Origin of the sequence: Paenisporosarcina quisquiliarum (assembly GCF_043641925.1) — a bacterium.
Classification (GTDB): domain Bacteria; phylum Bacillota; class Bacilli; order Bacillales_A; family Planococcaceae; genus Paenisporosarcina; species Paenisporosarcina quisquiliarum_A.
On the sequence record NZ_JBHZRU010000001.1, the window covers coordinates 125,579 to 140,566 of the forward strand.

The 14,988-nt window shown below is 38.4% G+C and carries 12 protein-coding genes; all 12 read left to right on the top strand.

Annotation, left to right across the window (positions count from 1 at the left end; translation table 11 throughout):
- Positions 1-14 precede the first annotated feature (14 nt).
- The 12 genes from ACHUE4_RS00625 (at position 15) to ftsY (ending at position 14,956) form a co-directional block, all read left to right on the top strand.
- Positions 15-1,682 (top strand): DAK2 domain-containing protein, encoded by a 1,668-nt coding sequence (locus tag ACHUE4_RS00625; RefSeq protein WP_394187337.1) that lies wholly within the window; start codon positions 15-17, stop codon positions 1,680-1,682.
- A gap of 487 nt (positions 1,683-2,169) precedes the next feature.
- On the top strand, positions 2,170-2,832 hold the full coding sequence (gene sdaAB / locus ACHUE4_RS00630; RefSeq protein ID WP_394187338.1) for an L-serine ammonia-lyase, iron-sulfur-dependent subunit beta: 663 nt from the start codon (positions 2,170-2,172) through the stop codon (positions 2,830-2,832).
- Positions 2,833-2,846: 14 nt separating this feature from the next.
- Entirely contained in the window at positions 2,847-3,743 is an 897-nt protein-coding gene (sdaAA, locus tag ACHUE4_RS00635; protein WP_394187339.1) for an L-serine ammonia-lyase, iron-sulfur-dependent, subunit alpha, read from the top strand.
- Positions 3,736-5,784, top strand: a complete 2,049-nt coding sequence (gene recG / locus ACHUE4_RS00640) for an ATP-dependent DNA helicase RecG (protein WP_394187340.1) — start codon at positions 3,736-3,738, stop codon at positions 5,782-5,784. The genes sdaAA and recG overlap by 8 nt, the downstream gene beginning before the upstream one ends.
- Before the next feature lie 124 nt (positions 5,785-5,908).
- The gene (gene fapR, locus ACHUE4_RS00645) at positions 5,909-6,493 is read left to right on the top strand and encodes a transcription factor FapR (RefSeq protein WP_394187341.1); all 585 of its coding nucleotides are present in this window, start codon (positions 5,909-5,911) and stop codon (positions 6,491-6,493) included.
- The gene (gene plsX / locus ACHUE4_RS00650; RefSeq protein ID WP_394187342.1) at positions 6,490-7,485 is read left to right on the top strand and encodes a phosphate acyltransferase PlsX; all 996 of its coding nucleotides are present in this window, start codon (positions 6,490-6,492) and stop codon (positions 7,483-7,485) included. The genes fapR and plsX overlap by 4 nt, the downstream gene beginning before the upstream one ends.
- Positions 7,478-8,422 carry an ACP S-malonyltransferase gene (gene fabD, locus ACHUE4_RS00655; protein WP_394187343.1) on the top strand — a complete coding sequence of 315 codons (945 nt, stop codon included), beginning with the start codon at positions 7,478-7,480 and terminating at the stop codon, positions 8,420-8,422. Before plsX ends, fabD begins: the two co-directional genes overlap by 8 nt.
- Positions 8,422-9,168 carry a 3-oxoacyl-[acyl-carrier-protein] reductase gene (fabG, locus tag ACHUE4_RS00660; RefSeq protein ID WP_394187344.1) on the top strand — a complete coding sequence of 249 codons (747 nt, stop codon included), beginning with the start codon at positions 8,422-8,424 and terminating at the stop codon, positions 9,166-9,168. Before fabD ends, fabG begins: the two co-directional genes overlap by 1 nt.
- A 58-nt stretch (positions 9,169-9,226) precedes the next feature.
- On the top strand, positions 9,227-9,463 hold the full coding sequence (acpP, locus tag ACHUE4_RS00665) for an acyl carrier protein (RefSeq protein WP_016427714.1): 237 nt from the start codon (positions 9,227-9,229) through the stop codon (positions 9,461-9,463).
- A gap of 131 nt (positions 9,464-9,594) precedes the next feature.
- Positions 9,595-10,362, top strand: a complete 768-nt coding sequence (gene rnc / locus ACHUE4_RS00670) for a ribonuclease III (RefSeq protein ID WP_394187345.1) — start codon at positions 9,595-9,597, stop codon at positions 10,360-10,362.
- A 2-nt stretch (positions 10,363-10,364) separates the two neighbouring features.
- Positions 10,365-13,949: a chromosome segregation protein SMC gene (smc, locus tag ACHUE4_RS00675; RefSeq protein ID WP_394187346.1), complete on the top strand. Its 3,585-nt coding sequence runs from the start codon at positions 10,365-10,367 to the stop codon at positions 13,947-13,949.
- Positions 13,946-14,956, top strand: coding sequence for a signal recognition particle-docking protein FtsY (gene ftsY / locus ACHUE4_RS00680; protein WP_394187347.1), 1,011 nt, complete (start codon positions 13,946-13,948; stop codon positions 14,954-14,956). Before smc ends, ftsY begins: the two co-directional genes overlap by 4 nt.
- Positions 14,957-14,988: the final 32 nt, after the last annotated feature.

A 14,988-nucleotide genomic window follows, 5' to 3' on the forward strand; every position in this document is an offset into this window, starting at 1 on the left:
GAGGAAATATAGACATGAAGTCTTTAGACGGTATTCAATTTGCAGAAATGGTGAAGATGGGTGCATTTCATCTATTTCAAAATGCAGATTATGTGGATGCGCTAAATGTATTTCCCGTTCCCGATGGGGATACAGGAACGAACATGAATTTATCTATGTCATCTGGAGCTAAAGAGACAGAAGCTCATGCAGTAGCTCATATTGGTAAAACTTCACAAGCCTTATCAAAAGGATTATTGATGGGTGCGCGTGGAAATTCCGGCGTTATTTTATCTCAATTATTTAGAGGTTTCGGAAAAGATGTCGAGTCACATGCAACACTTGACGCAAAAACATTTGCACATGCTCTTAAACATGGAGTTGATACTGCTTATAAAGCGGTAATGAAACCAGTTGAAGGAACCATTTTAACTGTCGCAAAAGATGCAGCGAATCGCGCTGTAAAAGTTGCTGAAACAAGTGACGATATTATTTTTGTAATGGATGAAATGTTAAAAGAAGCAAAAGCTTCATTAGAACGTACACCTGATTTACTTCCTGTATTAAAAGAAGTAGGTGTCGTCGATAGTGGCGGTCAAGGTTTAGTTTATGTATATGAAGGTTTTGTTGCATGTTTAAAAGGTGAGCAATTACCAGAAAAAACATCAGCTTATTCCATGGATGATTTAGTCAATGCTGAGCATCACAAAAATGTTCAAGGATTCATGGATACTTCAGACATTGAGTTTGGATACTGCACAGAATTTATGGTGAAATTCATTCCTGAGAAAGTTTCGGAAAATCCATTTGATGAAACGAATTTCAGAAATTCGTTAAGCGAACTTGGTGATTCTTTACTTGTTATATCTGATGATGAAATTGCAAAAGTTCACATTCACTCTGAACAACCTGGTGCTTGTTTAGCATATGGTCAAAAGTTTGGAGATCTAATCAAAATTAAAATCGAAAATATGCGTCAACAACACGCTGAAATCGTAGGCGATGATTACAAAAAAGAACAGCCAAAAGCTGCTCCTACTAAAAAACATCCATACGCCGTTGTAACGGTTGCAATGGGTACAGGAATTTCCGAGTTGCTAAAAAGTGTAGGGGCTAGTGCAGTTATTGAAGGTGGTCAAACGATGAACCCTTCTACAGAAGATATTGTGAAAGCAATCGAATCTGTTGGGGCAGAAAAAGTGTTAATTTTACCAAATAACAAAAATATCATAATGGCAGCTGAACAAGCAGCTGAAGTACTTGGTATTGAAGCAGCTGTAGTTCCCACAAAATCTGTACCTCAAGGAATGGCTGCTATTTTAGCCTTTAATCCAGAGGCATCTGTTGAAGATAACAAACGCAATATGACAAATGCATATGCTCATGTGAAAACAGGACAGGTGACGTTTGCTGTACGTGATACTTCAATTGACGGCGTCGAAATTAAAAAAGACGACTTTATGGCGATTTCTGAAAGCAAGATTATCTTGGCAGCACCATCGTTAGATGAAGTTTCGAAGACACTTTTAAAAGACCTTGTCGACGAAGATTCAGAAATCATCACAATTATTTATGGTGAAGATGTTACTGAAGAAGATGCTAATAAATTAGCTGCGTTTGTAGAAGATGAATTTTCAGATGCAGAAGTTGAAGTCTATAACGGGAAGCAACCATTGTATCCATATATAATTTCAGTTGAATAAATAATTCATTCCAATCAGCGAATCATAATGGTTCGCTGATTGTTTTTTTATACAAAAAATATTTTTTACAAAATCACAAAGTTTAACTATGCATTTCCAGTGTTTTTTGTTGATTGAAATGGAGGCGGCGACTCCGAGGGGAATAGCAGATGTTTTCTGCACCGAAAGCGAAGCGGCAGGTGCATGAGCTTTAGACCCTGGACTGAGCTCGCGAAGGAAGCGGCTAAAGCCTTGCCCTCCGGAAAGCGTCCGTTGCAATGGAAATCAATACTTTTAATAATATACAGTCTGAAACAGCGAATCATTTAGATTCGCTGATTTTTTAGGTACAGATGAAAGCGCATTCATTATAAATAATAAATTTTTGTTAAAGTCAATCTTATGATGTAATATGAAGTAAGATAATCGTATTTTCGAAGTTTACTATGTTCATACAAAGAGTGTTCATAAAACTTTTCCGATTTTAAACTTATTTGGAGGGCTATATATGAAATTTAAATCGGTTTTTGACATCATAGGTCCCGTAATGATTGGACCATCTTCCTCACATACAGCCGGAGCTGCAAGAATTGGGCGAGTGGCACGTGATTTATTTGGCAGACAACCCGCTTGGGCAAAAATATATTTATATGGTTCTTTTGCTGAAACATATAAGGGTCATGGTACAGACATCGCTATTGTTGGAGGATTATTAGATTTTGATACGTTTGATGAGCGAATTAAAACTTCCTTTGAATTAGCGAAACAAGTAGGTATGACATATGAATTTATTCCTGAAAGTGCACATACAGAGCACCCAAATACAGCGCGAGTAGTAATTGGTGATCAGGATGGTGAGATGGAGATGATCGGAATTTCTATCGGCGGTGGAAAAATAGAAATTACTGAACTTAATGGTTTCCCGCTTAGACTTTCTGGTAATCATCCAGCCATTTTAGTTGTACATGACGATAAACCTGGTAGTATCGCTAAAGTAGCCACTTGTTTGGCAGAACAAAATATTAACATCGGTCATATGGAAGTTTCTCGCAAAGAACAAGGACAGATGGCTTTAATGGTAATTGAAGTGGATGATCCAATTGATCATACAATTTTAGATCAAATCGCGATGTTACCTTATATAACCCAGGTAACTCAAATCGCAGAGTAAAGGAGACATTTATTATGAAAGTATTATTTCGTAATGTTAAAGAATTAGTAGAATTAGCAACAAGTGAAAATAAATTAATTTCAGAATTAATGATTGAACAAGAAATACTTGTGACTCGGAGAACTCGAGAAGAAATCATGAATCAAATGGATCAAAATTTAACGGTAATGGAACAAGCTGTTGAAAAAGGATTAAAAGGTGTTCAATCTACTTCTGGTTTAACAGGTGGGGATGCAGTACTTATTCAAAATTATATGAAGAATAAAAAGCCATTATCAGGCATGCTGTTACTTGATGCTGTGAGTAAAGCTGTAGCGACGAATGAAGTGAACGCTGCAATGGGTACGATTTGTGCTACCCCAACTGCTGGTTCAGCTGGTGTTGTGCCTGGTACATTATTTGCTGTGCAAAATCAGTTAAATCCTACTCGCGAAGAAATGATTCGTTATTTATTTACATCAGGAGCATTCGGCTTTGTCGTTGCAAATAATGCCTCCATTTCTGGTGCAGCAGGTGGATGTCAAGCTGAAGTAGGTTCGGCAGCAGCAATGGCTGCGGCAGCAATCGTTGAAATGTCAGGTGGAACGCCTGCGCAATGTGCAGAAGCTTTTGCCATTACAATGAAAAATATGCTAGGTCTTGTTTGCGATCCTGTTGCTGGTTTAGTAGAAGTTCCATGTGTGAAACGTAATGCGATGGGTGCTTCAAATGCACTAGTAGCTGCAGACATGGCACTTGCTGGTGTAACAAGTCGTATTCCATGTGACGAAGTGATTGGTGCAATGTTTAAAATTGGTCAACAAATGCCTTCATCACTAAGAGAAACGGCACGTGGTGGTTTAGCAGCGACACCAACAGGTATTGCTTTAGCTGAAAAAATCTTTGGTAAGGCGGCCGTTGAAAGTGAGTGATCAATCGCTACAACCGGTTACCATTTTAAAAGGGATTGGAAGCGAAACACAAAATTCATTAGCCGAAATGGGCATTACCACACTTCATGATTTGGTTATGAAGTTTCCTTATCGCCATGAAGATTTTAGATTGAAAAACATTGCAGAAACACCGCATAATGAACGGATTACAGTGGAGGGAAGGGTCGATAGCGAACCTTCCGTTCTTTTTTTAGGGAAGAATAAATCACGTATGCAAATAAGGCTTCTTGTTGGACCTCACTTGATTAAAGTCGTTTTCTTTAATCAAGCTTATTTGAAGTCGAAAATTTCCATCGGACAAATCATTACGGTTACTGGGAAATGGGATCGAGGTCGACAAGCAATCAGTGTGTCGAACTATTCGCCAGGACCTAAAACAGATCAAGTTGATTTTGAACCAATGTATAGTTTAAAGGGAAATTTAAAGCAAAAGACTTTTCGGAAATTCATGAGACAAGCATTGCATGAAGTTGGTCCTTCTTTGCAAGATTGCTTACCAAATCATATAAGAGAAACTTATAAATTAATGCCGGTGAACGAGGCGTTAGAAGGTGTTCATTTTCCGATTGATGCAGAACATGTTAAGCAAGCTCGAAGAAGGTTTGTCTATGAAGAACTTCTGTTATTCCAATTAAAAATGCAAGCCATAAAAAAAGTGCGAAAAGAACAAAATCGAGGCATTTCAATTACTTACGATGTTCAACAACTCAAATCGATGATTTCTACGTTACCTTATGAATTGACCGGTGCTCAAAAACGAGTAGTGAATGAAATTTGCAAAGATTTAAAAGAACCACATCGAATGAATCGGTTGTTGCAAGGTGATGTTGGTTCAGGGAAAACAGTGGTCGCAGCCATCTCCTTGTATGCTGTAATTACGGCTGGTTATCAAGGTGCTTTAATGGCACCTACAGAAATTTTAGCGGAACAGCATGCTGCTTCTTTACATGAATGGCTTGCACCTTTAGGTATTCGAATTGCTTTATTAACCGGTTCAACTAAAGTGAAAGCACGTAGAATTTTGTTGGAACAATTAGTTGCTGGAGAAATTGATTTGTTAATTGGAACGCATGCCTTGATTCAACCAGATGTTGAATTTAAGCATCTAGGATTGGTGATAACAGATGAGCAGCATCGTTTTGGTGTGGAACAAAGGAGAGTCTTAAGAGACAAAGGCATGAGTCCTGATGTGCTATTTATGACAGCTACGCCCATCCCAAGAACGCTTGCCATAACTGCTTTTGGAGAAATGGATGTTTCGATTATTGACGAGATGCCAGCTGGGCGTAAAGAGATCGAAACGCATTGGGTGAAAAAAGAGTTGTTTAACCAAGCGATAAAACGAATGGAATCAGAGTTGAAAGCTGGAAAACAAGCATATGTGATCTGCCCGCTTATTGAAGAATCAGAGAAACTAGATGTACAAAATGCGGTAGATGTTTTTGAACAATTATCTTCTATTTTCCATTCGAAATATCAAGTAGGATTGATGCACGGTCGTTTGCATTCGGATGAGAAGGACGAAGTGATGCGTTCATTTAGTGAAGGACAAGTACAGGTTCTAGTTTCAACAACGGTTGTTGAAGTTGGTGTTAACGTTCCGAATGCAACGTTTATGGTCATTTATGATGCAGAGAGATTTGGGTTAGCACAACTACATCAATTACGAGGACGAGTTGGACGAGGGTCAGATCAATCGTATTGTATTTTACTAGCAGATCCAAAAACAGAAGAAGGCAAAGAACGGATGATATCGATGACTGAAACGAATGATGGATTCCGTTTAGCAGAAAAGGATTTAGAGTTGCGAGGACCTGGTGACTTTTTTGGTCGAAAACAAAGTGGATTGCCAGAGTTTAAAATGGCAGATCTTGTTCATGACTATCGTGCACTCGAAACAGCGAGGCAAGATGCAGAAAAATTTATGGCATCAGCTGAATTTTGGGTCAGTGATGAAACGAAATGCTTGAGAGATTACCTACAACAATCAGGTGCGTTAGATGGAAATAGGATTGATTAAAGAGAATGCAAGATTTTATGATGGGCTGATTAATTACAAGGCTTTTTCATACAATCCTTGCATTCTTTTTATTGTATTTATATACTGATATTAGTACCAAGTACTAATATCGGACGGTGAAAGTATGAAACGCTCTAAACAAGAACGTCAACAAAAGTTGATTGAGACGATTAAAGCTAATCCATTTATAACGGATGAAGACTTGGCATCCCACTTTACAGTAAGCGTTCAAACGATTCGTTTAGATCGATTAGAATTATCGATTCCTGAATTACGAGAACGTATTAAACACGTAGCATCCAAATCATTTGAGGATGAAGTTCGTTCTTTGCCGCTTAATGAAGTCATTGGTGAAATGGTCGATATTGAATTAGATCAGAGAGCCATTTCGATTTTTGATGTAAAATCGGAGCATGTATTCATGAGAAACAGTATTGCGCGAGGACATCATCTGTTTGCTCAAGCTAATTCACTAGCGGTAGCAGTTATCAATGATGAACTGGCATTAACAGTAACTTCAACACTTTCATTTGTGAAACCAGTTAAGTTAGGTGATCGGGTAATCGCTAAGGCAATTGTCGTAAGTAAAGATGAAGAGAAAAATAGAACATTTGTGGAAGTTACATCTTCTGTCGAAAATGAAGTTGTGTTTAGTGGACAGTTCGAAATGTTTCGCACAAATGCACAAAGCAAAGGTGAAATGATATGAAAATCGCAGTAGATGCAATGGGTGGAGACCACGCCCCAAAAGAAATTATTGATGGTGTTTACCAAGCTTTAGGACAATTTGAAGATATACATATTCTGATGTATGGTCAGGAGGATTTAGTCAGCCCTTTATTGAAATCTCATGAGCGTTTAACTTTTATCCATACAACTGAAAAAATAGAATCAGAAGATGAACCTGTTCGAGCTATTCGACGCAAAAAGGATGCATCAATGGTTCGCATGGCAGAAGCTGTTAAAAGTGGAGAAGCTCATGCATGTGTTTCTGCAGGAAATACAGGTGCATTAATGGCTGCTGGTTTATTTATTGTTGGCCGAATTGATGGAATTGACCGCCCTGCATTAGCTCCAACATTACCGACAATTGATGGACAAGGGTTCGTCATGATGGACTTAGGAGCTAATTCGGATGCCAAACCTGAGCATTTGGTGCAGTTTGGGATTATGGGCAGTATTTACGCAACGAAAGTTCGTGGAATTGAATCTCCTCGTGTTGGGTTGCTTAATATTGGAACAGAAGAAACAAAAGGGAATGAGTTAACGAAAAGTGCTTTTGCCTTACTAAAAAATGCGCCAGTAAACTTTGTTGGAAATGTGGAATCACGAGATTTGTTACTTGGTGTGGCTGATGTCGTCGTTACTGATGGATTTACAGGGAATATGGTATTAAAAACAATTGAAGGTACAGCTGCAAGCTTCTTTACAATGTTAAAAGAAGTATTTACTTCTTCTACAAAATCTAAAATTTCTGCACTCCTTGTAAAAGATGATTTGAAAGCGTTAAAAAATAAAATGGATTACACCGAATATGGTGGTGCTGCTTTATTTGGATTAAAAGCACCTGTCATTAAAGCGCATGGTTCATCTAATGCCAATGCGATTATGAATGCGATTCGTCAAGCGCGCACAATGGTTGAATTTGACGTGTGTGGAACGATACATGCAACGATTGCTGAGGAGGGGAAACATGTCTAAAATTGCCTTTTTATTCCCTGGACAAGGTTCACAATCAGTTGGAATGGGAGCAGAACTTGTCGAGAGTGATAGTGAAAATAAATCATTTTATGAGAAAGCGGATCGTCGATTAGGTTTTGACCTATCAAAACTGATGCTTGAAGGTCCTATTGAGCAATTAACGTATACCTATCATGCTCAACCGGCGTTATTAACGACAAGTACGATGATTTCTGAGTACTTGAAAAAATCCGGAATTCAACCCGATTTTACAGTCGGTCACAGCTTAGGGGAATATTCAGCTTTAGTATCTTCAGGTGTCTTATCGTTTGAAGATGGTGTTCAAATCGTACACGAACGCGGGTTGTTTATGAATGAAGCGGTTCCTGCAGGTGAAGGGGCAATGGCGGCTATATTAGGATTAGACGCTCCTTTACTAAAAGAAGTAACAGATCTTGTTACGAATGAAGGAGATGCGGTTCAACTAGCTAATTTAAATTGTCCGGGACAAATCGTTATTTCCGGGACGAAAGTAGGGGTGGAAAAAGCCTGTGTGAAAGCGAAAGAAGCGGGTGCGAAACGTGCGATTCCGTTAGAAGTAAGTGGACCTTTCCATTCAGAGCTAATGAGACCAGCAGCGTCTAAGCTTCAAGAGGCTTTAGCCAAGTTAGATATGAAGGATACGGCAATTCCGGTTATTTCGAATGTTACAGCTCATCCTGTGACGAAATCAGAAGACATGAAACCATTACTTGTTAGTCAGCTGTATTCACCTGTTCAATTCGAGATGTGTATTCGTACATTATTGGATGAAGGGGTAACGCACTTTGTGGAATGTGGTCCTGGAAAAGTGTTAAGCGGACTTGTTAAAAAGATCGATCGATCAGCAAACGTATATCCTGTGTATGATCTTCATACAATTGAGAACGTGATAGAAGCTTCAAAGGAGTGGTCATAATGGGGAAATTGGATGGAAAAGCAGCTCTAGTAACTGGAGCTTCACGTGGAATTGGTGCAGAAATTGCAAAGCAATTGGCAAAAGAAGGCGCTCGTGTAGCGGTGAATTATAGCGGTAGTCAAAGCAAAGCAGAAGAAGTTGTGAATGAAATCATTGCTGCAGGAGGACAAGCATTTGCTATTCAAGCTAGTGTTAGTGACGCAGAGAATGTGACTGATATGGTTAAACAAACAATTGAACAATTCGGATCTGTTGATATCTTAGTTAATAATGCCGGGATTACACGTGATAATCTATTAATGCGCATGAAAGAATCCGAATGGGATGATGTTATCGATACGAACTTAAAAGGTGTATTTCTTTGTACAAAAGCGGTGACTCGTCAAATGATGAAACAACGCGCAGGGAAAATTATTAACATTGCTTCTATAGTTGGTGTTTCAGGTAATGCTGGACAAGCGAATTATGTGGCAGCTAAAGCTGGTGTTATTGGGTTAACGAAAACGACAGCAAAAGAATTAGCAAGTCGACATATTAATGTCAATGCGATAGCACCAGGTTTTATTACAACTGAAATGACTGATGAATTATCAGATGATGTAAAGAATCAAATGCTAACGCAAATCCCATTATCTAAACTTGGTAATCCACAGGATGTTGCAAAAGCAGTGGTTTTCCTAGCTTCAGATGATGCAAGTTATATTACAGGACAAACATTACATGTTGATGGCGGTATGGTTATGTAAAACCCTCTATGAAGAATGAATGGATTTTTGTATACTATTTTGAGGGGAGGTGACTATATTGGCAACAGTAGTTGAGCGTGTAACAAAAGTAATCGTAGATCGTCTTGGTGTAGACGAGAGCGAAGTGAAAATGGAAGCATCTTTCCGTGATGATCTTGGTGCAGATTCTCTAGACGTGGTGGAACTTGTTATGGAACTTGAAGATGAGTTCGACATGGAAATCTCGGATGAAGATGCAGAACAAATTAGTACGGTAGGTAATGCTGTAACGTATATTGAAAGCAAACAAGGGTAATTAATTTTTTCCTTGACAGAGACGCATTAGACATTCAAATTGAATGGTCTTCTGCGTCTCTATTTCTTTTTGCACAATGAGCTTTAAACAGGTAAACTTAAGCGTAGAACCTAAAGGAAGGCAGATTAGAGATGACTGGTAAACGTAGAGGAATGCCTCAAAAAAATGGAACTTTTTCAGAAAGTGTCCGACAATCATTTATAAAATTACAAAACGAACTAAATGTTCAATTTAATAACTCAAATCTTCTTTATCAAGCCTTTACCCATTCATCTTATGTGAATGAGCATCGACGCAAATTTTATACGGATAATGAACGTCTTGAATTTCTAGGAGATGCAGTTCTTGAACTATCAGTATCTCAGTACCTTTTTCAAAAGTTCCCTTCTATGAGTGAAGGTGAATTGACTAAACTTCGTGCAGCCATTGTATGCGAACCTTCACTCGTGTTGTTTGCTAATGAATTAAAGTTCGGGGTGTACGTTCTTTTAGGAAAAGGGGAGGAGATTACAGGAGGTCGCGAACGTCCAGCTTTACTTGCGGATGTGTTTGAATCCTTTATTGGAGCCCTCTATTTAGATCAAGGCTTAGAACCGGTCGTAACATTCCTTGAACAAGTCGTTTTTCCAAAAGTTGAAATCGGTGCTTTTTCGCATGTGATGGATTATAAGAGCCAGCTACAAGAAATGGTTCAGCAATCAAATAATGGTTCATTAGTTTACGAGATTGTAGAAGAAAAAGGTCCAGCTCATAACCGGACTTTTGTTTCAGTTGTTAAACTAGGTGCTGAAGAACTCGGCTTAGGTAAAGGGAAATCAAAAAAAGAAGCGGAACAAAAAGCAGCGCAAGTTGCCATTACACATATTAAAGAACAAGCTTCTAGCAGGCAGGAGGGCTGAATTTGTTCTTAAAAAGACTTGAAGTAGTAGGATTTAAATCTTTTGCGGATCGAATTGGAATTGATTTCGTCCCTGGGGTTACAGCAGTGGTTGGACCCAATGGGAGTGGAAAAAGTAATGTGACAGATGCGATTCGATGGGTGCTTGGTGAACAGTCAGCTAAATCGTTACGTGGTGCCAAAATGGAGGATGTTATTTTCGCAGGAAGTGACTCGCGAAAACCTCTTAATTTTGCTGAAGTTACATTGATTTTAGATAATGCAGATCAACGCTTACCTCTTGATTACGCAGAAGTAAGTGTAACGCGACGAGTATTTCGTTCAGGAGATAGTGAGTATTTATTAAATAAACAATCATGTCGTTTAAAAGATATTAATGATTTATTTATGGATTCTGGTTTAGGAAAAGAAGCTTTTTCAATCATTTCTCAAGGTAGAGTTGATGAGATACTAAATAGCCGACCAGAAGATCGACGCTCCATTTTTGAAGAAGCAGCTGGTGTTTTAAAGTACAAGCTTCGTAAGAAAAAAGCGGAACACAAACTCTTTGAAACTGACGATAACTTACATCGCGTTTTAGATATTTTACATGAATTAGATGATCGGATGGAGCCACTTCAAATGCAATCATCCGCTGCATCTGATTATTTACGTATGTCTGAAGAGCTTAAAGATATTGAACTTGGTGTTATTGCATTCGATTTAAAACGCATTGAAACGCAACTAATTGAGCTGACGAAACAAGTAAGTGAGCAAAGTGCTAACGAATCTACGCTTGATGGATTAATTGATGAAACGGAATCCCAGCTGATTCAGTCAAGACAATTGTTATCTGAGCAAGATACGATCATCGATGGGGCACAAGAGCAATTAGTTGAGGCTAGTGCAGAGCTGGAACGTTGGGATGGGAGAAAACAATTACTCGCAGAGAAACGGCAGAACACTGACCAGCAAATTGAAAAACTTCAGCAAAGCATTCGCGATTTTGATGAAGAAAAAAGTGAACTAGAAAATGAATATGAGCAAAAGCTTCAAAGTGCAAAACATAGACAACAAGAATTACATCAAAAGAAATTAGAGTTAAAACAATTAGACCATCTTCTCAAACAGTCTTCCGCTGAAATTGAAAGTGAAATGGAAGAATGGAAAACAACGTATATTGAAAGATTAAACGAAGAAGCCACTGTGAAGAATGAGCTAAAGCATTTAGATCAACAGGTTGTCCAACAAATGGAACAAACGGAGAAAATGAAGGGTGAAAACTCTTTAATTTCTGAGGAATTACATGTTGTGGATTCTAACCGATCGAATGTCTCAAACGCATTAGCTGTTGTATCAAAACAATTGCAAGAAAAAGTTGAACTTTTTAAGAGTGAACAAGAGGTTTATTCGAAAGAAAAAGATCAATTGGAGTCTAAGCAATCACTCCTTTATCAAGCCTATCAACATCAACAACAGCTGAAAGCTAGAAAAGAGTCTCTAGAAGCGCTAGAAGCTGATTTTTCAGGTTTTTATCAAGGTGTTAAGGAAATATTGGTGGCACGTGAAAAAGGGCACTTAAAAGGCATTAGCGGCGCTGTAGCGGAACTAATCCAAGTTAAACCTGAATATGCCAAAGCGCTTGAAACGGCACTTGGAGCTTCCATGCAACACATTGTAACGGAAACCGATGACGATGCGAGAAAAGCGATTTCATTTTTAAAAGATAAAAAGGTGGGACGTGCGACGTTTTTACCTAAATCGGTTATGAAATCTCGCAAACTTTCATATGACTCGCTACAGACCATTTCAAGTCATCCTGCATTTTTAGATACAGCAGATCAATTGGTTTCTTTTGATGAACAAAATCGTCGAATCGTAGAGAATCTTCTAGGTAATGTTGTCATCGCGAAGGATTTACAAGGGGCTTCTCAAATCGCGAAAACGGCTCAGTACCGATTCCGTGTTGTAACTTTAGATGGTGATATCGTAAATGCTGGTGGTTCATTAACTGGTGGTTTTTCTAAACAGCAATCTTCCGTTTTTTCAAGAAAAGCTGAATTAGATGAGCTATCTACAAAACTTACTGTGATGAACGAAACAATTTACCAAGCAGAAAGTTCGATATCTCAGTTAAAAAATACGGTTGATTCACGATCGAAAGAATTAGAAATAAGACGTGTTGAAGGTGAAGAAATTCGTGCGAAAGAGTTAGAGTTGAGTTCTGAATTACGTGAGTTAGAATCAACCTATAAACGTTTGAAAGAACGTGAATATATTTTCCGTTCGGAAAATGAACATGTTTCAGGACGAAAAGATGAACTGGCTCAAAAACAAGAACTCGCACAAAAACGATTAATCGAGTTAAAGAAAGAATTGACTGATATAAATGAAACCATTGATCGTTTAACATCAATGAAATTCCAAAGTCAAAATGAGCGAGATCGTCTAACTGAACAATCTGCTGAACTACGTTCTCAAATTGCCGTGTTGTCGGAACAAGTGGCGACAGCAGAAAATTCCGTATCGGAACTTAAGCTTAAAATAGAAAAAGTAACGGCTAAAAAAGATCAAGCTGCTAAAGAAATGGACTGGTATCAATCAGGTAATATGGAGATTGGTCCATCTAAAGAAGAAATTCTTACACAACTGGCAAGTTGGCAAGAGAAGAAACTTTCCTTACAACAAATCGTCAGTGATGGCAGAGAAAAAAGGTTAGCTATTAACCAAAGTGTTCAGCAATTCGAACTTCAATTGAAGAAGCATCAACATCTTCATAAACAAGCACTTGATGCATTAAGAGCGGCGGAAGTGCGAGTGAATCGATTAGACGTGGAACAATCTTCTCTCTTAACTCATTTGGAAGAGCAATATCAACTAACTTCTGATGAAATCGATTACCCAGATACGGAAACGTTTAACGAAGAAGTATCGAGGAAAAAAGTGAAACTGTTGAAACAGTCGATTGATGAATTAGGTCCAGTCAATATTGGATCTATTGAAGAATATGAGCGTGTTCTAGAACGTCACACATTCTTGACTGAGCAAAGACAGGATTTATTAGAAGCAAAAGAAACGCTTCATGAAGCCATTAAGGAAATGGATGAAGAAATGACGATTCGCTTCAGTGAAACGTTTTACGCGATTCGAACTCAATTTGTTAAAGTATTCAGGGAGTTATTTGGTGGCGGTCAAGCTGATTTAGTCTTAACGAATCCTGAGTCGCTTTTAGAAACAGGAATTGATATTATTGCTCAACCTCCAGGGAAGAAATTACAAAATCTTAGTTTGCTTTCAGGTGGAGAACGAGCACTTACGGCAATTGCTTTATTATTTGCGATTTTAAACATTCGCCCTGTACCATTCTGTATTCTAGATGAAGTAGAAGCTGCATTAGATGAATCAAATGTGGTACGTTACAGTCAGTATTTAAAGAAATTTAGTCATGAGACACAATTTATCGTTATTACGCACCGCAAAGGAACAATGGAAGGTGCGGATGTTCTTTATGGAATTACGATGCAAGAATCGGGGATTTCAAAATTAGTGTCGGTTAAACTTCAAGAAGAACAAAAGACACTTGTTGCACAAGGGAGCGAGCGAGCATGAGTTTTTTTAAGAAAATGAAAGAAAAGTTAACGGGTACACCTGAAGAAACAGTAACGGTATCGGGGAAATTTAAAGATGGTCTTGCCAAAACACGCAATCAATTCACTTCTAAAGTGAATGATCTCGTTGCGAAATATCGTAAAGTAGATGAAGATTTTTTCGAAGAGCTTGAAGAGATTTTATTACAAGCAGATGTTGGTTTTGAAACTGTTATGGAACTTATGGATGCACTTCGCTTTGAAGTGCAGCGTAAGAACATGAAAGATACAGCGGGAATTCAATCGGTGATTTCAGAAAAACTGGTAGAAATTTATGAGTCTGGTGAAGAATCTTCAAATGAGTTAAATATGCAAGTCGATGGTTTAACTGTTATCTTGTTTGTTGGTGTAAATGGAGTGGGTAAGACTACGACAATTGGTAAATTGGCCAATCGTCTGAAATCTGAAGGGAAATCTGTTTTGCTAGCAGCTGGAGATACTTTTAGAGCTGGTGCAATTGAACAACTCCAAGTGTGGGGTGACCGAGTGGGTGTTGAAGTGATCAAACAGTCTGAAGGGTCAGATCCTGCAGCGGTAATGTATGACGCTGTTCGCGCAGCTAAGAGCCGAGGTGTGGATGTCCTTATTTGCGATACAGCCGGTCGATTACAAAATAAAGTGAACTTAATGAATGAGTTAGAAAAAGTGCATCGTGTGATTTCGCGAGAAATTCCTAATGCCCCTCATGAAGTGTTACTTGCTTTAGATGCAACGACGGGACAAAACGCATTAATTCAAGCTCAGACGTTTAAAGAAGCGACGAATGTTACGGGTATTGTTTTAACAAAACTAGACGGTACAGCGAAAGGCGGTATTGTTTTAGCCATTCGAAATAAACTCCATATTCCGGTGAAATTTGTTGGATTAGGTGAGAAGATGGATGACTTACAGCCTTTTGATACAGAGAAATATGTATATGGTCTTTTCGCTGAAGGATTAGAGAAAGAAGAGTCCGCTCAAAAATACTAGACAAGTAAAAATACTTGACACTGAATTGCGAG

Excerpts from the sequence above, each read along its gene's own strand:
- fapR (WP_394187341.1), top strand. The coding sequence starts at position 5,909 with ATGAAACGCTCTAAACAAGAACGTCAACAAAAGTTGATTGAGACGATT.
- ftsY (WP_394187347.1), top strand. The coding sequence starts at position 13,946 with ATGAGTTTTTTTAAGAAAATGAAAGAAAAGTTAACGGGTACACCTGAA.
- fabG (WP_394187344.1), top strand. The coding sequence starts at position 8,422 with ATGGGGAAATTGGATGGAAAAGCAGCTCTAGTAACTGGAGCTTCACGT.
- sdaAB (WP_394187338.1), top strand. The coding sequence starts at position 2,170 with ATGAAATTTAAATCGGTTTTTGACATCATAGGTCCCGTAATGATTGGA.
- fabD (WP_394187343.1), top strand. The coding sequence starts at position 7,478 with ATGTCTAAAATTGCCTTTTTATTCCCTGGACAAGGTTCACAATCAGTT.
- rnc (WP_394187345.1), top strand. The coding sequence starts at position 9,595 with ATGACTGGTAAACGTAGAGGAATGCCTCAAAAAAATGGAACTTTTTCA.
- sdaAA (WP_394187339.1), top strand. The coding sequence starts at position 2,847 with ATGAAAGTATTATTTCGTAATGTTAAAGAATTAGTAGAATTAGCAACA.
- ACHUE4_RS00625 (WP_394187337.1), top strand. The coding sequence starts at position 15 with ATGAAGTCTTTAGACGGTATTCAATTTGCAGAAATGGTGAAGATGGGT.
- plsX (WP_394187342.1), top strand. The coding sequence starts at position 6,490 with ATGAAAATCGCAGTAGATGCAATGGGTGGAGACCACGCCCCAAAAGAA.